Source organism: Streptomyces bicolor, assembly GCF_000719285.1.
Taxonomy (GTDB): Bacteria; Actinomycetota; Actinomycetes; order Streptomycetales; family Streptomycetaceae; genus Streptomyces; species Streptomyces bicolor.
The window spans coordinates 25,783-43,124 of sequence record NZ_JOFS01000020.1 but is presented as its reverse complement, the minus strand read 5'-3'; the positions used below and the strand labels follow the sequence as shown (position 1 = coordinate 43,124).

Here is a 17,342-nt window from a genome sequence, read left to right as displayed (position 1 = left end):
TCCCTCTTTCGGATGGCGGCTATGTCTTGGCGCCCGCTGCCCTGCTAAAGGTGTTGTCATGCTTGCCAAAAACGACGCCGCGAGTCCATCGACCGTCCTCGGGCGCCAACTCGGAGACGAGCTCCGCCGGTTGCGAGAAGCTGCGGAGCTGACAACCGTCCAGGCCGCTGAGGCTCTCGACTGCACCAAGGGCAAGATCAGCCGTATCGAGAACGGACGAGTGGCGGTGAGGCTTCCCGACCTGACGGCCATGCTGCAGACGTACAAGGTGTCGGACGTCGATCTCCGTGAGCGACTGACCGCTCTGGCCCGTAAGGCCAACAGGCGCCGTAGGCAAGGGTGGTGGAACCAGTACAGCTCCGTCCTCGCCGACGCCTACCGCGACTACATCGCTCTGGAGGCCATGGCGGATTCCATCCGCACCTTCCAGGCGCAACTCGTTCCCGGCCTGCTTCAGATCCCGGAGTACATCCGTGCCGTAACGGTGGCATCACGGCAGTGGGAGACGGGGGACGAGATCGAACAGTTCGTCACGGTGCGACTGGCTCGGCAGCAGCGGCTGACAGGCGACTCACCTCTGCACCTCTGGGCCGTTCTGTCGGAAGCCGTACTCCTTCAGCAAGTAGGCGGAGCCCAGGTGATGAAAGGGCAGCTGCAACATCTTCTGGACGTTTCCGAGCGTCCCAATGTGACTGTGCAGGTGCTGCCGTTCTCCCGCGGTGCCCATGCGAGTATGTTCGGCCCGTACGTGGTGCTGGGCTTTCCCGAAGAGGGAGCCTTGGACGTGGTGTTGGCGGACAACCCAACCGGTTCGACATGGCTTGAGCGAGAGGCGGAAGTCGCTCGATACCGGGGCCTCTTCGACGCTGCACGCACATCCGCGCTCTCTCCAGTGGAGTCCCGTGCCGTCATCCATCGCAGGGCCAAGGAGTACAGACCATGAAGCACGCACGTCACGGCACGCCGGATCTGTCAGGCGCGAGGTGGCGCAGCAGCACATACAGTGGCGGAAACAATGAGTGCGTCGAGGTCGCCGACGACGTCCCCCACATAGTCCTGGTACGCGACAGCAAGCGACCTATCGCTCCTGTGCTCGAGTTCGGCCACCACGCGTGGAGCGCCTTCCTCAACCTCCTGCGGTGATCAGTCGTAGGCCTCAAAACCTTGTCGGCTCCGGCGGCGATCAACACCATGCTGGCGAGGGGGCCACCAGGTCGCCAACGTCACCAATCGCCAAACTCTTTGACCAGCAGGGGCGCCCAACGACTGAGAGGCGTATCTCTCCCACGCGGTCTAACGGAGTTAACCGCCTGACCAAAATCCTGCCTTACCTCTGCCACTGATGATCCATTTGGCATCTCTTCAGATATTCTCGACGTGACATGTGGTCCATGGGGCGCACCAACGGGGATAAAGAGGGGAAACCATGTCAGGCGGTACAGAAGTCGACAACCCGGAGTCGCTGCGGCAGGCAGGCAACGGGGCGGCGGAGATCGCTGGCGAGACAAGAACCGCCGGCAACCATCCTGTCGATGAGACCTATGCGGCAGCCAAGGACTTCAGTGCTGATTGGAGCGGCGGCGCGGGCGCCGCGCTGAACAGGCTCGCGTCGGTGTGGTCTCTCCAGGTGGATGGGTTGGTCGGCCGGTGCCGGGACCTCAGCGCCCAGTTCGGCGCCACGCGTAACAACTACGTCGAGGTCGAGTCGGCGAACACCCAGACGATGTCTGCGCAGCCGTCACCGTTCGGCTGATCAGCCGCGCATTAGCCAACCAGCTGTCACATCAGCATTTTCACGGGGAGAATTCCGGCCGATGCCGACGTACGAGCAGCTCTACCACCTCAAGCTTGGCAATCTCAGAAGCGCCGCTGATCGGTGGACGGAGACTTCCACCAAGTTCAAGGGCCTGCACAGCTCCTTCGGGGATCGGGTCGAGCGCCCCTATAAGGATGCCGGCTGGCGACAGCCGGTCCTCACCGCCACCTACGCGGGGACCAAGACCACAGAAGCCAAGCAGGAGTTCGACGATGCCCGGGTCGAGGCCGATGGCATTGCCAAGATCCTCGGCGACCTGCACACCAAGCTCAAGGGCTACCAGGCCGAGTTGCGCCACTGCGCCGAGGTGGAGGCCAAGGAGAAGGGCCTGCACGTCAGCCCCAAGGGCGAGGTCACCCCGGTCGACGACCTGTCCAAGGACCCGATGCGCCACCATGACCCCGACCTGCAGGACCTCATTCGCAAGCAGCACGCCAACATCGACGCGATTGTCGCCAAGCTCGACCGCATCCTTCAACGGGCCGCCGAGGCCGACGAAGAGGCCTGCTACGCGCTGAACAAGAACCTCGGCAGCGACAACGCGAACTTCAACGACAAGGTCTACACCTCGCTGGACGCGGCAGACGCTGCCCGGGACTCCGCCCGCGCTCTGGAGTTGGCCGGCAAGGGCAAGGACATGTCGGACCAGGAGCTGACGGAGCTCAACGCGCTTCTCAAGGAGCACAGCAAGGACAAGGACGCCAAGTTCGAGGAGAAGTTCGCCACCGGTCTCGGTCCTAAGGGAACGTTGGCATTCTGGTCCGAGATGGCCGACCCGTACCCCGCAGCCTATGGCCGCAGCGAGGAGCGGGAGAAGCTTCTCAAGGACCTCCAGAACCAGCTCGGCACCACCCTCGGCACCGCGACTCACTCCGACAGCAAGGCCATGACGGAGTGGAAGCAGGAAATGATCAAGCTCGGACCGCAGCGGCTCGAGATCGACGACGCGGGCAACCCTTACGGCTTCCAGGTGATGAGCAACCTGATGCGCCACGGCGAGTACGACAGGGAATTCCTCTTGGACTACGGCAACGCCCTGGTCGGCCATGAACGGAAGATGGGCGGCGGGGCTGACCTCGACATGGTCTGGACCGGCAACTTCAACACAGGCGATCTCAACTTCGGGGCAGAGAACGACCGGGGCAATGACCCGATGACCGGCTACCTGGAGGCACTCGGCCACAACCCCGAAGCCTCGGCAGACTTCTTCAAGAAGACCGAGAACTTCGACTACCTCGTCGGCGGGTCCGAGGAGACCGAGGCCCGTGATTGGCCGGCCGATGCTCGGATGGGCGACGCCAGCGGCAAGGTCGCCGGCCATGACTCCCTCGGCCATGCCCTTGAGTCGGCCACTATCGGACGTCCATACGAGTCCGAGGTTCCGCCGCTGCACCGGACTGCCGACGGCGCTGCGCTCATGGATCGTCTCGTCACGACCTACGGGGACCACCCGGAGCTCATGCACGAACGCCCAGGTATCGAGGACAGCCTCAGCAAGGTAGGCGCCGCATACATCGATGACCTCAACAACGGCGTCTCGAACTTCGGTAACCGTAACGAGGACACGCGTGACCCCTTGTACGACACGAAGGGGCAGGCCCACGCCAAGATCTCACGGGAGGATGCCCTCGACTTCCTGACGGTCATGGGACAGAACGAGGACACTCATGCAGCGATGTCCCAGGCGCAGCAGGCATACACACTCGGTGTCCTGGACTCGACGCACAACATCACGGAGGCCGAGTCCGCCGTGCGTACCGGCGCCCAGGTGCATGGTGTGCTCGATGACTCGCGGGTTCAGCAGATCGAGGCGGATTACCGGGGCGACGAGGAAAAGCAGAAGGAGGAGCTCGGCAAGTCCACCGAATGGATCAAGTGGGGGACTGGGGCTGTCATCGGGGGCGCCGTTGGCGTTGCAACCGGGGGCATGGGCGCGGCGATTGCGGTGCCTCTGGCGGCGGAGACAGTAGGTGGAGCGCTGGAGACCTTTGTGGGACAGCAAATCGACGACACAGCGAAGAAGTTCGAGGCAGACAACAATGACGCCATCGAGGAGGCCCGGGACGAATACGTTGTGACGGGGGAGAGCCGCGCGGCACTTCCTATCACTGCATACAACCGGGTGCATGGCATCGAGGAGTACTCGACACCGGACAGACGGCTAACGGCGGCGGCGGCGGCCGGATACGACCAGGGAAAGAGTTCTCGCGCTCCTTACAAGGAGGAGGACTGAGAATGGCAAAGCGCACGACACTTACCCTCGCCGTAGCCGTCTTGCCGCTCTTGGCCATGGCTATGGTGGGCTGTTCGAGCGAGAAGAGTGAAGGGGACACGACCTCAGTCCCTCAGCTTGCCCAGGAAGTCTGTGACTCCTCACTGAGTTCGGCAGCGAGGAAGGACTTCGAGAAACTCTTCGCAGGAAGGAAGGTCGAAGAGGCGTCGTACAGCAGCAGCCTGACGAAGGTGGCTGATGAGCTGAAGCAAGCCAAGGGCGACGACGTGGAAGCGTGCGGGGTCGTTCTTTCCGATACGACGGACCGCGGGATGATCATAAGGTTCGGTTGGGCCTACGGCCTCATGAGCCCTTCCGACACCTCCGAAGCAGCGTTCTTCTCGGTGGGCGACCAGGCCTATTCCGATGGGCGGATTGCCTACGCGCTCGTCAAGTGCAGCGCCTCCATCCGGAACCTTAATCCCGACAAGGAGCATTATCTTCTCGCCCGGCTTAACGGCCCCGACTCGGACCTCCCTCTCGCCGAACGCCAGAAGCTCCAGATCTCTCTCCTCTACCCGGTGTTGAGGAAGATGGCAGGACTTGTGGGATGCAAGGAAGCTGCCGATCTCCCAGCCTCGCCATCGCTGACCACCACGAGAGCGCCGGAATGACCTGACGGTCTTCAGGGCAGGCCTGACCTCAATCAGACCCGAAACGGTTTATTAAGGGAAATCGCCAAGTCTTCCGGGAATTCAGGGGAAGCATCGCGATCCGTCGTCGGAGCCCGACATCGGCGATGTTGTGGGGGCCGACAAGGCCTACAACGACGCCCATGCTGCGCGCGGGCAGCTACGCGGCGGGCATCGTGGGCACCGGCATCGGTGTCGGCACCTCCTTCGTAGCCACGCCGGCCGTCGGTCGGGACACCCGGGGGGACACGGTGTACCGCAGAGGTGCGGACTGGGAGAACGCGAAGCACTCCACATCGGCCCGTTCTCCAGGAGGCCTACCAGAACTCCGCGGCCCAGGGCAAGGGCGACGTCGCCGACTACAACAACATCCTGGCCAACGAGGTCGAGCAGGGGTTCCATGCGGCCGAGAGCAACCTGGGCGGTTACGGCCAGGACAAGAGGGGCACGGGGCAGGGCTGACCCGGACAGCCCGGGGGCGGTCCGAGGGTCACACGCGGTGCATGTGTAGGTTCGGTCAATCGTCAGGCAGACAGGGATTGCGGCAGATGAAGTGGGACTCTCGGGCTCTGTTCCGAGGAAAAGGGAGACGTGGGCTGATCGGCTCCACGGTTGCCCTCGCCGTGCTGGGGGCTGGGTACTACGGATTTCAGCTCCAGTACCCGGCTGCCAAGACCGGACGAGCGTGCAGTGGGATGCTTCCCGTCGACTCGGTACTGGACCTGGCGGGGAAGTCGAAACTTTCCCTGCTCGGCATGGGATTCGACGTCTCCAGTTCGCAGTTCGACGTGTCCGGCGATGTGACGGAACCTGCTGGACTGGCGACGAGATGCGAGGTCGACGGCATCGAGATAGCCATCGAGACCACGGCCGGCGCCCACAGCGCGTACGCCGCCTTCCAGGGGGACGAGAAGACCCCTGTCGTACCCCTGAGCGCCGGGTGGCAGGGGTTCATGGTCACCGATGACCTCGAGGCGACCGCGTCGGTACTCCTCAGCTGCAAGAACTGGTCACCGAAAGAGGGCAGCGGCATCCTCGTGACGGCCGATTCGCCGTACGACACCGAGGTCACAGAGTCCATCCGGCTCAAGCTCGCCCAAGTCGCCACCGGGACGGCACAGCGCGCGGCGGACAAGACCGGCTGCGAGACGCAGACGGGGGACACGGACAAGCTCACCGCTCCAGAAACCAATGCCAGGACCGTGTCGGCCGATGCCGCCACGGGGACCTGCAAGGGGATGACGTCCGTACCGACGGTACGGGAGACAGCCGCCGCGCAGGCGCCGGTGGAAGAGTGTGTACTCGTCGGTAGCCTGCGACTTTTCGCCGAGTACGGTCCCTTCAGCGACGCGTCCGACGCCGTCATCAACGGCAAGTACGGCGGCCACGACGCCCCCTCGGGAGTCGAGAGGTCCACGGCCTGGACGTCAGCCACATGCCAGGGCGCCCTGGGTATCGGCTACTACCACGCTTCGCCGGTCGAGGGGAGTGACCGAGAGTTCACATCGGCCCCTCTCAACAAGAGCGAACGGGCGGATATACAGCGCTTCGCCGACCAATCGGCCGCCCGCCATGGATGCGACAGCCCAGCCGCACTTCCCTAGCTCGCCGGGAGGCGTAGGGAAGATCAAGGGCGTGGGTTTGCAGGCTTCAGCGCCCGGTCGAAGGTGGGCGCGGCACTACTCGTTGTGGCGCCCCCCTCGGCTTCCCGTATCCCGGTATTCATTTGTATTCTTCCGGCATGGCTGACACCACCATCAAGATCAGTGAGTCGACAAGGGACCGTCTGCGTACCCTCGCCGAGGAGCGCGGTCTGAGCACGCGCGCCTACGTCGAGCGCGTGGTTGCCACAACGCCAACAGAGGCGGAGCGTGCGGAGCGAACGGCACGGGGCATCGCGTATGTACGGGCCAACCTGCGTAAGGACTTCACCGAGGCTGATTTGCGGGAGGCGCAGGAATGGCGCGCCGCGATCGCCTCCAGGCAACTGGGGGAGCGCCGTTGATCGTCCTGGACCACACGGCGGTGCTCGCCTTGTGCCGTGGTCACCGATTGTTGTCAGGCCTGGCCGCCGTCGAGGTCGACGATCCGGACCAGCGTGCGCACATTCCAGCGCTGTGTCTGGTGGCGGCGAGTCTTCAACTCCCCGGCGCGGCAGCACATGTCGGGGCATTGCCCGGGCTTGAGTTTCTGCCGCTTGACTTCGCCGGCGCCGCCACGGTCGAACAGGCGGTTGAGGCCGGTCTGGAGTGGGCGTACGGCCACGCTGTCCACGCCGCCGTCTCCGGTGCAGTCGAGGGTCAGGTACTGACCGCCACGCCCGAGGCATACAACGGTACGGGCGTGTGGGCCGTTGACATCGGCAAACCCTGACCGGAGTTGGCGGTCCGGCCACTACGGCGCCCTCTGCGGTGCCGCGCCCTAGCGGGGGAGAGCGCCATCCTGTCGGACGCCCGGGTCTCGGTCCAGGAGACAGTCATCCGGCGACGGGCTATTGGGTCCGCTCACGTCGTACATCGCCAATACGCCTACGTACGACGAGACCCGCCGGCACCCCGCCCTACGTCCGGCATGAACCGCTTCGGCTGAGGGGCCACCCCCGCCTGGTAACGGCAACTGCGTAGAAACCGGCGTGGAGGCATACTGCGACGGCCGCCGCCGAACTCAGCGCAGAGGCAGGCCATCGACGAGGAGCTTCCACCCTCCCCCCTGTGCCTTCACGTCGTACCAGGAACCGTCCCTGATGTGCCACCGCAGCGTGGCCTGCTGAGCGTCATGGGCGTCCCAGAGGGCATGCTCCACGCCGGCCAACTGCTCCCGGGGGACGGACCAGGCGATCTCGGCCTCGTGTTCATCGACGTACAGGAGGCTGACCTGCCGCTCCCCGACGGCCAGCACGCGTTCCCCCCAGAGGCACACAGCGATCCCGAGGCCTCCGGCCGAGCAGTTCCAACCGCCGTTGAGCCTCTTTTCCTGGGAACTCTCAGCAACCCACCTGCACGGCGAACGACTCCGCATGCGTCGGTACTTCCGCCACCAACGCTATCCAGGACTCGTCCGCGAACGTCAGCTCGAAACGGCCCCGTTGGAAAACCCCCTTGGGGTTCGCGCGAACCCCGAGGACAGCGGCTCGCGGGGCCTCCCACTGCACCTCGAACGCTCGCTTGGTCTGCCAGAGTTTCGCGCGGTCGGCGAGTACGAGCACTCGTCGGTCGGTGAACGCGGTTGCCAGTGTCGAGGCGGGCAGATACGCGGCGGTGTAGTGCGCCACCAGGAACTGGCCGGCCTGGCTCTCCCAGCCGCCATGCATGCCCTTGCCGTGGACTGCCCGGGCGAGAGCATCGTCCTTCGCCTGTTCAAGGCCTTCCATCTGCTGCTCGAACCGTCCCATGGGCTTCGGTTCCCTCGGCCGCAGGAACCGCTGTACGGCCCCGGGGAGACGGGACTTGATTCGGCGCTCCAGCTCCGACTCCTGGGACCTGGGTGGCTGACGCAACCAGACGGGACGCTCCGGGACGCCAGGCGCCGTGTGGCACTCACAGACCGCGATCAGCTGTTCCCCTGGATGGAGGTGCGGTTTGACCTGGTCACGGCAGTCCTTGTTCATCCGGTGTGTATCTCCGATCGGTCCAGTAGCCAGCCAAAGGGATTGTCCCGGTGGGGTGATTCGTCTGCCCAACAGGGGCGCAGATGAGGTGTATTGAACGCGGCTCGTCACTGGGCAAGGTGCCGGCGACCCTTGTTCCTCCCCTGGAATGGATGGCAATCGACCGTTGAAGAAACCCATTTTTGACGGGACTTCGCAGCTGCCGTCCAGTGCTGGCTGTCCTGGCGTGTTCGTAGTCTTCTTTCGCACGTCACGGACTGAAAGCGAAGGCCTGCGTCAAAGATGATCCGACGCGCGGCTTGTGGGTGTACCTCGCGGATGACCCCGGCATTCCGATCACTGGTTCTCCGCCTGCTTCGGCGTCAGCCGAGCACTGACCCGCCTCCGGTGCCCCTGAAGGTCGGGCCGGCCGATGTGGCCCGCCGCGCGCTCGGATTCGCCCAGCCACAGCTGCGGGACGAACTGCTGGACCGCCGCGACAACCTCCTGCCGGCAGGCGGCCGGGAAGGGGAGGCGGTAGCGCAGGCGGGGAAGCTCGGGGCGCAGTGGCTCCTCGTCGCGGACCAGGCCCCACAGGACCGGGTCGTCCCGGTCGATGGGGCCCGTTGGGAACAGTTCGAGGGAGTAGAGCTTCTGGCTTCGGCCGAGTTTGCTCCAGTAGAGGCCGACTCCGGCGAGGGTCTGCCACGGGATGACGTTCCGAAGCTTTCCGTTGTCGACCCACAGGCCTGTGTGGTCGAGGAGGATCCTGGCGCGGCGGTTCGCCCAGTTGCCGATGAAGAGGAACACGCCGAGTGCGCCGAGCGCCAGCATGAAGGCGATGCCTGCGAAGCCGGCGATGGACGACTCGCCCCGCTGATTCCCGGAGGCAACCACAACCGCGCCGAAGACGCCGATGGCGCCCATCGCGATGAGGACGACGGAGCAGGGCAACCCGGTCGTGGCTGCGCGGCGGCCGGTACGGATGACCGTGGCGTCCGGTGCGGGGGAGGGGGTGTGCGGCGGCAACATGGTGCGTGAGCTTAGCGAAGCCCTTCCCGCATTCAGAGGGCGCCTGTGGGGCCGTATGTGGTCGGTCGCCTGGCGCTGCTCACCCGTCGAGCGATCCCGCTCGTGCAGCGCTCTGAGGCCCACGCGTTCCAGGCAACCGGCGAGTTTCCTCGTACCGGCACCGGTGGCTACGCTCACCCGGTCGTAGAAGCGGAAGAAAGCGGTTCGGGGCATGAGTTTCATAGGCGGGGGCGACAGTCTTGAGCTCTTCCTCTCGCGTTGCCACATGATGAGCGTCGCGTCGGTGCCCGCCTGTTGGGCCCTCATGGCCTTCTTGATCAAGGAAGAGGGCTGGCACTTCAGCTTCCTCGTGTGCTGCCTCCTGCCGCTGATCGCTGCGTACCTGGGCAGCCGGGGCAAGCGGGAGATCCGTATGGGGATGGCGGTGACGGGTCTGGTGCTGGCGGTCGCCACCCTGCCGCTGACGCTCGCGTTGGCGTCCCTCGAAGGCTGAGAAGACGCGACCCGGGCCGCGGCGCCTCGGGCGCGCCCGCGCTTTCGCGACTCCATTGATCATGGCGGCATTGATCGCGAGGGCATTGATCATGACGGCATTGAGCGATCTTGAAACGGGAGAGGGCATCCGCCTCGGAGGTTTCTCGCTCCGTGCAGCCGCTCAATGCGGCGCTCCGACAACCACAGGATCTTCAAAAGTCGACGATACTCTGTCGTCGCCACAACGCCACGGGGGTGCCGTACCGCCCCCTGCGTTCCAAACGATCGCTTCACCGCAACGAGCAAGGGGGTCCTCAGTGGCTGGGGAATTCAAGGTCGATCTCGACCATCTGAAGTCATTCGGTGACACATTGAAGCGATCGGTCGAGGAACTGGAGGGAGCCCGCAAGGCTCTCGCGGACGTCCGCGCCGACCAGATCGGTACGGCTCGGCTGGACGAAGCCTGTGACACCTTCCAGGACAGGTGGGCGTATGGGACGGATCAGCTGAAGGAGCTGATCAAGGCGGTCGGTGAGGGCGTCGAGACGACCATGCTGAGCTACAAGACGTTCGAAGAAGAGCTGTCGAAGGCCCTGAAGCAGATGAACGACACGGCCGCCGCGAACGCAGGGGGGACCCGCTGATGGCCGCGAACCCGTATCCGAACCTCGGCTGGAACCCCGTTCCCGGGGTACCCGAAGCGGTTTCGGCGCTGCAGAAGAAGGTGAAGTCCGCGGCGGAGACGCTGGACAACTGCCATCGCCAGATCGAGAGGCTGATCGCGGCCAGTTCCTCCTGGGAGGGGGACGCGGCGAGCGCGTTCCGGGACGCCCTCGACGGCGACCTCAAGGAGTACATGAGGAACGCCGGGAACTCCCTGGGGAAGGCCGCCAACTGGCTGGGGACCTGGGACGGCGACCTTGCCTCCCACCGTGACCTGGCGAAGAAGTACGACGACGCCGCGCGCGAGAAGAAGTCCGCCATGGACTCGGCCAAGCAGCGTCGTGACGAGGCCAACCAGCACCCGGACCTCAAGCTCGCCGGGAAGGAGTTCCCCTCCCAGGCGGAGGCCGATGCCGCCACGACCCGGCTGCGGGCCGCCGAGAGCGCGTTGAACGAGGCCACCACCCAGCTCAACAACGCCACTACGGCGTACAACGACGTCATCAAGAAGGCGAAGGACCTGGAGGACGACCACACCAAGCGGGCCGAGTTCATCGCCGGCAAGCTCGACGAGGCCGACGACAAGCTGGCGCCGAAGGAGCCGGGGTGGCTCAGCAAGACCGTTTCGGCCATCGGTGAGGGCATCGCCTGGGTCGGCAAGCAGATCTACGAGCACGCCGGAACCATCGGCGCGATCGCCGGTCTCCTCGCCCTCCTTCCGACGCCGGCCGCGCCGATCTTCGCGGCGATCGCCGTGGGCGCCAGCGCGCTCGCCATGACCAAGAACCTCTCGAGCGAGGACTTCAGGGATTCCCTGATGGGCAAGTACGGGTGGAAAGAAGGGGCGTTCGCGTGGGGCGCGATGGTCGGTGACACCCTCGGCATGGTGCCCGGCGTCGGAGCGCTGGCCAGGGCCGGGAGCGAGGCGGGGCTCGCGGCGGCGGTCGCCCGGGAGGGCGGAGAGGCCCTGTCGCTCGGCTCGAAGATGGCCAACTTCGGCAGCGAGATCGTGCCGGCCTTCAAGTTCAAGGCGCTCGAGGCCGCGACGGATCCGGCGGTCGGTGCGCTCCAGTACTCGATCCAAGGCGTGAACGTACTCGCGAACGGGGCTTCGTCGCTGGAGACCGCCGGCGTTCTTCCGAAGAACGGCTACGGACATGACGCCGCCGAGGTGACGAAGATCGGCGCTGCCTCCACCGGGCTGAAGGGCGGCGCCATCGGCATCCTGACGGACATGGGCGAAATGATGAGGGGCATCCGACTGTGAACAGCTTCCTTGACATCGCCCCGCCCGAGCCGAAGCCGGATTACTGGTACGGACTCCCGTACGGCTACCTCAAGTTGGACCTCCAGCCGACGGCTGAGGGGCTCCTGGAGATGGCTCGGCAGATCAGTGAACTTCCCGCGGAGGCGCGTGATCGCGCCGATCAGGTGTTCCGCCTCTACGCCGTCGTCGTGAGCATGCTGCGGAGCCAGCAGGTGCAGGGGTGCGCGCTCGGAATGCACCCCGACGACAGCACCGGTGACCCCGTCATGTCCGTCCTGACGGTCTCCACGCTCTCGACGCCCAAGGGGAACCCGAAGGCGGCGCTCACGCAGATGCTGGCGGCCGGTGCCGGGACCGGTGCGGACAACGGCATCGTTCCGGTGGAACTGCCCATCGGTACGGGTTTCCTGATCGAGTCGGAACGGCGCACGGTCTCTCCGGGCGCACCGCCCCAGGGGCAGGACGAGCCCCTGGAGGAGACGGTCTGGCAGGGCACGGTGGCCATTCCGGACACGCGCTCCTCGTCGGTCATCACCGTGCAGTTGGTGACTCCGGCGGTGCAGTTGGCCGACGACTACCGGGGAGTGCTGCTGGGCGTCGCCCGGACGGTGACCTTCACCGACCCGAACGCTCCGGCGGAAGCGAACGGCGCATTCGGACCCTTCGGAGCTCCTGGGGCCGGCTCGGGGGAAAAGAGTCCCTTCGGATGAGCACGGGCGAGACTGGAGGATCCGCAGTGTCAGAGATGGTGCAGGCGCCTTACGCGACGGACGGCACGGACTTCAAGGGCGCGCTGGGGTATTACTACCGCTCCGCCCTGACGCGGTTCGCGAAGCTCGGTCTGCCCAGTGCGGCTCTGTTTGTCCAGATGTTCGCGTGGCCGATGGACTCGCGCGGGTACGCGCTGCCGTTCGCCATCGCGGGAATGTTCGGCCTCCTCATCGCGTTTTTCCTCGCTTACGGCCGACTGTTCCTGACCTGGCGATGCGCGCGCGTCTTCCGTACGTACCCTCTGGAATTCCGTGCGCCCGTCGAGAAAGTCAAACTGGAGCGGCCTCTACGGCTCCACATGAGGCTGGGCGACAAAGCCGGCCAGCCGCCGGTAACCCTGCTGGCCAAGGATCCCCTGGGGCAATCCCGCTGGCCGGACGGCATCGCCAACGGCGTGTGGTTCGCCGGGGACGAACCGTTCGGCGGCGCGGCCATCGTGCCGGGCAGTGGTGAGCTGCTCTTCATGCAGCCCACTGAATGGGCGCTGTCGGCGAAGGAGCGCGACAGCGCGGGGGAGGATCGCGTCGGGCGGGCCAAGCGGGCTGGAATCAAGAGGCCTGTGCGGTACCGGTAGTCGGCCTTTTCTGGACGAGGACGGGTCGGCCCGGGAGAGTGCAAAGATCGACTACCTTCTGCCTCTCGCGATTGTCGGGATACTTGGATCTCTGGTCACGGGGCGCCTTCTACGCGAGACTGGATCGATCACGATGCTCGCGAAGTACGCCCTGGGCGGTAACGGCTGGCCGCAGGACATCGAAACCGGCGTGTGGGCGAAAGCGCCGGGGAAGCTCGCATCGAGAAGGCCAGGCGTGCCGGCATCGAGAAGGCCGTCTCCTACTACCGGTAGTTCGACCAGGCTCCCGGATCTTCCGCGTACCAGGTGCCTTCCGCCTGCCAGCAGGACGATCAGCGCCGGGGCTGGACCTCCATGAGGTCGGTCCCGCCCGGCAGCCCGAGGACACCGTGGCCATCGGCGTCCCCCGCGTACCAGGCGCCGTGCTCCATCGCCTGCGGCCAGCGGCGGCGGTGGACCGTGCCGCGGGCCGACATGAAGCCATCCGACTTCGTCGAGTCCGTCGCGGCGTTCAACTGGAGCTGGATGGGTACACCGGCGGCGTCCTTGAGGGCGCGGTGCCTGTGAGCGCCGGCGATCGGTCGCCATGGGTGTGCTTCGAGGACGCGTCGGATGCGCTTCAGGCAGCGCAGGGAGCTGACGTAGAGGTAGAGGAAAGCGACGTAGACGAAGAGCAGCAGAGTCAGGATCAGGCCGAGGAGTCCGCCGTCCTTTTTCTCGCTGCCTGGCAGAGTGATGATGCCGAAGCCCTGCAGCACGCTGAGCGTGATGAACGACGCCACGAAGAGGAAGGTCGCCAGTGACATACGCGTGATCGTTGTGCCTCTTGCCTTGGCCCAGGCGGTCCGAGTCCCTGGGTGGTCGAAGGCGACCTTCCCCATGGGGACTTGAGTCTCTCGTTCCTGCACAGTTGGTTCTCGCATTACGTCCTTCCACCGCTCCAGCAAGCCATGGCCGCGCGGTCCCAGCATGTGGCTCGGGAGGCTGAGGATTGTCGTCCGACCCTACTCGTTACCGGCCCTACAAGGCCGCCAGCACGCGAGCCGACGACGCTCTGCCGAACGGCGAGCGGTCGCTGGGCAGTTCGGTGGCCGTGCCGGGGCACCGGTGCCGAAGCCCCGGTGGGAGCGGCGGCCGGACGTGCTGCGCGGTCTGCGGATGCCGGGGGACCGGTTGGCGGGGGTGTCCGGGGTCTTCTGGCGCGTGGCTGCCCTTCCCGAGGCTCTGGGCTTCGACTGGCTCAACATCCAGCACAGCGACTCGTACCAGAACGTCAGCCTGGAAGACCTGATGAGCACAGACACCCACCCGACACCTGCCACCACCACCCCGGCCGCCTCCTGGCGCCGCTGGTCCCTCCTGGTGCCCGCCCTCGTCGTCGCTTCGGCGGGGCTGGTGGCGGCCCACTTCTCGTTCGAGGGCGACGTCTTCCGGAACTGCCGGTACCTGGGCCCGTCCACCCGGATGTACGTCACCGCCTGGGCCGCCCCCGTCTGCGCCCTGGCCGCCCTGCTGCTCCTGACGGCTCTGCGCCGCGGAGCTCGCCGGCGGGGGCAGCGGCCGGGGGCGGTGTGGCAGGGGCGTGTGGCCATGGTGGCCGCGTGCCTCGTCCCCGTACTGCTGCTGGTGCAGCTCGCTGCCCTGGCCTGGGTGTACGAGCCGGATCCCTCGAGTGGGCACGACTGCTCGGGGCTGGCGCCGGTCCATGAGCGGAGTGCCGCCGCACCTGTCTGAACGAGGCAAACGAAAGCTCCCGTTGGCCGGTAGACAGGATGCGCCTGCGGCCGACGGGAGCTTCTCGCTGAACGTGAGCTTCTCAGTGAGCAGATGCCGAGCGACTCAGCCCGAATACGGCCCCTGAGGCGGCATCATGCCCGCCGGTCCCATCGGCGCCGGCGCGGCCATGGCCGCCGGCCCCCTGCGGCGGCCCGACCGCACCAGGAGGACACCGCCGATCACCGCCACCAGCCCCACGCCGGCGGCGGCCCCGCCCGTCATCACCAGCTCCTGCTCCAGCGCGGGGTGCGTGGACTTCGGGGTGCCGTCCGGAGTCGCGAAGTGCTCCTTGCCCTCGTACGCCGCCGGCGCCGTCTCGTCCTTGGGAGGCGAGGCGGAGGCCTTCACCGCCGCGTTCGCGTTGATCGGCCCGTAGCCGAGCAGGGCACTGCCACCCCCGGCGGGGCGCTGTGCGGTGGCGATCAGGACGTCGTTCACCTGGGCCGGGGTCAGCTTCGGGTTCTTCGCCTTCATGAGCGCCACGACGCCGGCGGCCAGTGCGCAGGCCGGTGAGGTGCCGTTGACCGGCTTGTAGCCGCCGGTGTTCGTCGCGCTGGTGATGGCGACGCCCGGCGCGGCGATGTCGTTGTAGGTGTGCACCGTCGAGAACTCGGCGCGGGTGCCGTTCTGTTGGGTGGCGGCCACCGCGATCACGCCGGCGTAACCGGCCGGGTACGAAACGCTGTTGAGCCCGTCACCCGAGTTGCCGGCCGAGGCGAGCACCGGCACGCCTGCCACCAGGGCGTAGTCCACGGCCGCGGACTCCTCGGCGGCGTACGTGTTGAACCAGTCGCTGCTGCCGAGCGACATGGAGATCACATCGGCACCGTGGTCGACCGCGTACTGGATGCCTTCGGCGATGGGGCTCTTGCCCTGGTTCCGAAGGTCTTTCAGGTCCTCGATGTCGGGTGTCTCGTCCTGCTCGTCGTCGATCACGCGAACAGAGAGGATCTTGGCTTTCGGAGCCACCTTGAGGACGTCCGAGGCCATGGCGGTGCCGTGCTGCCCCCACTTCGGGTCCCCCGGCTCCAGTCCGTCCTCGAGGAAGTCGGGTCCGGTGGTCACCCTGCCCTTGAGGGCGGGATGGTTCTCCATCACACCCGAGTCGAGAACGGCGACCGTCATCCCCTCGCCCTGGCTCTGCTGCTGCGCCGCGGACAGGCCGAGCGCCTGCCCCTCCCAGCCGACCGGCGTGGCCGCCTGCGCGGGCGTGGTGGCCAGCGTGCCCAGCAGGCCGGTGAGGGCGAGCGTGGTGCAGGTCGCGCGTATGCCTATGGTCCGGAGCTTCACCGTGAGGTCCACCTCGCCAGGTTCCTGATGTGCGTGCCGAACGTCCCGGCGAGGGCCTCGGCCTCGTCCATCCACGGCTTTCGGTCCTCTTCGTTGTAGTCGGCGAAGTCGCCGGGCAGGTTGGCCGAAGCGCGTCCGTCGACCGCGCCGGTGGTGACAGCGACGGCGTACGTTCCGACGGGGTCCCCGCCCATGCCGTTGCGCCTGCTCTCCTGCCACTTCGCCGCGAGGGTCCCGGGAACCGTCAGCGGAACCACCGCGGCGTCGGGGACATCCTCGTTCGACTGCTCCCTGAGGTACTCGCCCAGCTCCGACCCGGCTTCGCTGTCCTTGGGCATCACGACTATCGCGATGGTGGCGACCATCTCACCGGTGAGATCGACGTACGTCGCACGCAGCACGGCCTCGCAGCCGAGCTCCAGCGCCTTCTCCTTGGTCTCTCCGCTGAGGCCCTTGGAGCACGAGGTGTCCTCGGAGATGCCCATCCGGTTCCACTGCGCGATCTTCTTGTCCGACGCCTCGTACGTGTAGTTGGGCGGGTCGCCGATGGTCTCCGGGAAAATCGACTCCGTGGTTTCGTTGCGCCACACCACCGCGTCGTAGGCCTGGTTGGGGATCGTCTGCTGCGCGTTGCTGTACGCGTGGGCCACCAGCGCCCCGCCGCCGAGCATGCCGAGTACGCCGAAGACGGTGAGGACGATGCCGAAGGCCTTACGGCCGGTCCGGCCGCCGCCCGAGGGGGGCACCGGCGCCCCGGGTACCGGGCCGCCGGGGACGGGGTACCCCGGGACAGGGCCGCCGGGTACAGGACCTCCGGGGACGGGACCCCCGGGGACAGGGCCCCCAGGAACAGGGCTCCCGGGCGGAGCGTACCCACCGTACGGAGACGGCCCCGGCTGAGCCGGAGCGGCCGCCGGGGGAGGCCCGGGGGGCGCCGCCGGCATGGGCGGCGGTGCCGGAGCCGCTCCCGGTACCTGCCCTTGCGGTTGCCAACCACTCTGCGGGGGCGGCTGCCCATACGGATTACCGCCGCCGGGCGGCGTGGGGTAAGACATGGTTCCCTCTCACACGTCCTTCTGCGAGGGAGCACGATGCGTGGTCCGGGCTCACACGAAAGGAGCCCGCATCTCCACCGACCCGTAGCCCAGGTCGTCGCGAGGCTCGACCTGATCGAGCCACTCGCGCGTCT

Annotated in this window: 21 protein-coding genes; 15 read left to right on the top strand and 6 right to left on the bottom strand. The window is 66.5% G+C overall.

The window, feature by feature from the left end; genetic code table 11:
• Nucleotides 1-58 precede the first annotated feature (58 nt).
• The 9 genes from IF78_RS0125315 (at nt 59) to IF78_RS48550 (ending at nt 7,093) form a co-directional block, all read left to right on the top strand.
• Complete coding sequence (locus tag IF78_RS0125315) at nt 59-943, top strand: helix-turn-helix domain-containing protein (RefSeq protein ID WP_031484911.1); 885 nt, start codon at nt 59-61, stop codon at nt 941-943.
• Nucleotides 940-1,143 (top strand): DUF397 domain-containing protein, encoded by a 204-nt coding sequence (locus IF78_RS46430; protein ID WP_031484909.1) that lies wholly within the window; start codon nt 940-942, stop codon nt 1,141-1,143. The genes IF78_RS0125315 and IF78_RS46430 overlap by 4 nt, the downstream gene beginning before the upstream one ends.
• Nucleotides 1,144-1,426: 283 nt before the next feature.
• A complete protein-coding gene (locus tag IF78_RS0125310) occupies nt 1,427-1,753 on the top strand; it encodes a hypothetical protein (RefSeq protein WP_031484907.1) in 327 nt (108 codons plus the stop codon).
• 61 nt (nt 1,754-1,814) lie between these two features.
• A complete protein-coding gene (locus IF78_RS0125305) occupies nt 1,815-4,049 on the top strand; it encodes a hypothetical protein (protein WP_051828156.1) in 2,235 nt (744 codons plus the stop codon).
• A 2-nt stretch (nt 4,050-4,051) separates the two neighbouring features.
• Nucleotides 4,052-4,702: a hypothetical protein gene (locus tag IF78_RS0125300; RefSeq protein WP_031484903.1), complete on the top strand. Its 651-nt coding sequence runs from the start codon at nt 4,052-4,054 to the stop codon at nt 4,700-4,702.
• A 282-nt stretch (nt 4,703-4,984) separates the two neighbouring features.
• The gene (locus tag IF78_RS0125295; RefSeq protein WP_031484901.1) at nt 4,985-5,182 is read left to right on the top strand and encodes a hypothetical protein; all 198 of its coding nucleotides are present in this window, start codon (nt 4,985-4,987) and stop codon (nt 5,180-5,182) included.
• Nucleotides 5,183-5,415: 233 nt separating this feature from the next.
• Nucleotides 5,416-6,324, top strand: coding sequence for a hypothetical protein (locus IF78_RS0125290; RefSeq protein ID WP_234439890.1), 909 nt, complete (start codon nt 5,416-5,418; stop codon nt 6,322-6,324).
• A 137-nt stretch (nt 6,325-6,461) separates the two neighbouring features.
• The gene (locus IF78_RS0125285) at nt 6,462-6,725 is read left to right on the top strand and encodes a hypothetical protein (protein WP_031484897.1); all 264 of its coding nucleotides are present in this window, start codon (nt 6,462-6,464) and stop codon (nt 6,723-6,725) included.
• Nucleotides 6,722-7,093, top strand: coding sequence for a PIN domain-containing protein (locus IF78_RS48550; RefSeq protein WP_158751503.1), 372 nt, complete (start codon nt 6,722-6,724; stop codon nt 7,091-7,093). Before IF78_RS0125285 ends, IF78_RS48550 begins: the two co-directional genes overlap by 4 nt.
• Nucleotides 7,094-7,384: 291 nt before the next feature.
• Here IF78_RS48550 and IF78_RS0125275 read toward each other — a convergent pair whose 3' ends face one another.
• The 3 genes from IF78_RS0125275 to IF78_RS0125265 form a co-directional block, all read right to left on the bottom strand.
• Nucleotides 7,385-7,618, bottom strand: coding sequence for a hypothetical protein (locus IF78_RS0125275; protein ID WP_158751501.1), 234 nt, complete (start codon nt 7,616-7,618; stop codon nt 7,385-7,387).
• 85 nt (nt 7,619-7,703) lie between these two features.
• Nucleotides 7,704-8,111 (bottom strand): hypothetical protein, encoded by a 408-nt coding sequence (locus tag IF78_RS0125270; protein ID WP_031484890.1) that lies wholly within the window; start codon nt 8,109-8,111, stop codon nt 7,704-7,706.
• A 552-nt stretch (nt 8,112-8,663) separates the two neighbouring features.
• Nucleotides 8,664-9,338, bottom strand: a complete 675-nt coding sequence (locus IF78_RS0125265; RefSeq protein WP_031484888.1) for a hypothetical protein — start codon at nt 9,336-9,338, stop codon at nt 8,664-8,666.
• Between the two features lie 265 nt (nt 9,339-9,603).
• Between IF78_RS0125265 and IF78_RS0125260 the strand changes: the two genes are divergently transcribed.
• The 5 genes from IF78_RS0125260 to IF78_RS0125240 all read left to right on the top strand — a co-directional run bounded on the left by IF78_RS0125260 (nt 9,604) and on the right by IF78_RS0125240 (nt 13,087).
• On the top strand, nt 9,604-9,831 hold the full coding sequence (locus IF78_RS0125260) for a hypothetical protein (RefSeq protein ID WP_234439889.1): 228 nt from the start codon (nt 9,604-9,606) through the stop codon (nt 9,829-9,831).
• Nucleotides 9,832-10,129: 298 nt separating this feature from the next.
• A complete protein-coding gene (locus IF78_RS0125255; RefSeq protein WP_031484884.1) occupies nt 10,130-10,456 on the top strand; it encodes a hypothetical protein in 327 nt (108 codons plus the stop codon).
• Complete coding sequence (locus IF78_RS0125250; protein ID WP_031484882.1) at nt 10,456-11,742, top strand: WXG100 family type VII secretion target; 1,287 nt, start codon at nt 10,456-10,458, stop codon at nt 11,740-11,742. Before IF78_RS0125255 ends, IF78_RS0125250 begins: the two co-directional genes overlap by 1 nt.
• Entirely contained in the window at nt 11,739-12,452 is a 714-nt protein-coding gene (locus IF78_RS0125245) for a hypothetical protein (protein ID WP_031484880.1), read from the top strand. Before IF78_RS0125250 ends, IF78_RS0125245 begins: the two co-directional genes overlap by 4 nt.
• A gap of 35 nt (nt 12,453-12,487) precedes the next feature.
• Nucleotides 12,488-13,087, top strand: coding sequence for a hypothetical protein (locus IF78_RS0125240; RefSeq protein WP_234439899.1), 600 nt, complete (start codon nt 12,488-12,490; stop codon nt 13,085-13,087).
• A 332-nt stretch (nt 13,088-13,419) separates the two neighbouring features.
• Here the strand turns inward: IF78_RS0125240 and IF78_RS0125230 are convergent, their stop codons facing one another.
• Entirely contained in the window at nt 13,420-13,893 is a 474-nt protein-coding gene (locus IF78_RS0125230; RefSeq protein WP_031484876.1) for a hypothetical protein, read from the bottom strand.
• A gap of 301 nt (nt 13,894-14,194) precedes the next feature.
• On the opposite strand from IF78_RS0125230, the gene IF78_RS0125225 reads away from it, so the two are divergent.
• Nucleotides 14,195-14,821 carry a hypothetical protein gene (locus IF78_RS0125225; RefSeq protein ID WP_158751499.1) on the top strand — a complete coding sequence of 209 codons (627 nt, stop codon included), beginning with the start codon at nt 14,195-14,197 and terminating at the stop codon, nt 14,819-14,821.
• 105 nt (nt 14,822-14,926) lie between these two features.
• Here IF78_RS0125225 and IF78_RS0125220 read toward each other — a convergent pair whose 3' ends face one another.
• Entirely contained in the window at nt 14,927-16,153 is a 1,227-nt protein-coding gene (locus tag IF78_RS0125220; RefSeq protein WP_234439888.1) for a S8 family serine peptidase, read from the bottom strand.
• Nucleotides 16,150-16,899, bottom strand: a complete 750-nt coding sequence (locus tag IF78_RS48545) for a hypothetical protein (protein ID WP_031484870.1) — start codon at nt 16,897-16,899, stop codon at nt 16,150-16,152. The genes IF78_RS0125220 and IF78_RS48545 overlap by 4 nt, the downstream gene beginning before the upstream one ends.
• Nucleotides 16,900-17,342 lie beyond the last annotated feature (443 nt).

Bases quoted from the DNA above. Each gene is read 5' to 3' on its own strand.
- IF78_RS0125315 (WP_031484911.1), top strand. From the start codon at position 59: ATGCTTGCCAAAAACGACGCCGCGAGTCCATCGACCGTCCTCGGGCGC.
- IF78_RS0125290 (WP_234439890.1), top strand. From the start codon at position 5,416: ATGCTTCCCGTCGACTCGGTACTGGACCTGGCGGGGAAGTCGAAACTT.
- IF78_RS0125260 (WP_234439889.1), top strand. From the start codon at position 9,604: ATGATGAGCGTCGCGTCGGTGCCCGCCTGTTGGGCCCTCATGGCCTTC.
- IF78_RS0125265 (WP_031484888.1), bottom strand. From the start codon at position 9,338: ATGTTGCCGCCGCACACCCCCTCCCCCGCACCGGACGCCACGGTCATC.
- IF78_RS0125250 (WP_031484882.1), top strand. From the start codon at position 10,456: ATGGCCGCGAACCCGTATCCGAACCTCGGCTGGAACCCCGTTCCCGGG.
- IF78_RS0125285 (WP_031484897.1), top strand. From the start codon at position 6,462: ATGGCTGACACCACCATCAAGATCAGTGAGTCGACAAGGGACCGTCTG.
- IF78_RS0125300 (WP_031484903.1), top strand. From the start codon at position 4,052: ATGGCAAAGCGCACGACACTTACCCTCGCCGTAGCCGTCTTGCCGCTC.
- IF78_RS0125230 (WP_031484876.1), bottom strand. From the start codon at position 13,893: ATGTCACTGGCGACCTTCCTCTTCGTGGCGTCGTTCATCACGCTCAGC.
- IF78_RS0125240 (WP_234439899.1), top strand. From the start codon at position 12,488: ATGGTGCAGGCGCCTTACGCGACGGACGGCACGGACTTCAAGGGCGCG.
- IF78_RS0125305 (WP_051828156.1), top strand. From the start codon at position 1,815: ATGCCGACGTACGAGCAGCTCTACCACCTCAAGCTTGGCAATCTCAGA.
- IF78_RS46430 (WP_031484909.1), top strand. From the start codon at position 940: ATGAAGCACGCACGTCACGGCACGCCGGATCTGTCAGGCGCGAGGTGG.
- IF78_RS0125310 (WP_031484907.1), top strand. From the start codon at position 1,427: ATGTCAGGCGGTACAGAAGTCGACAACCCGGAGTCGCTGCGGCAGGCA.
- IF78_RS0125270 (WP_031484890.1), bottom strand. From the start codon at position 8,111: ATGGGACGGTTCGAGCAGCAGATGGAAGGCCTTGAACAGGCGAAGGAC.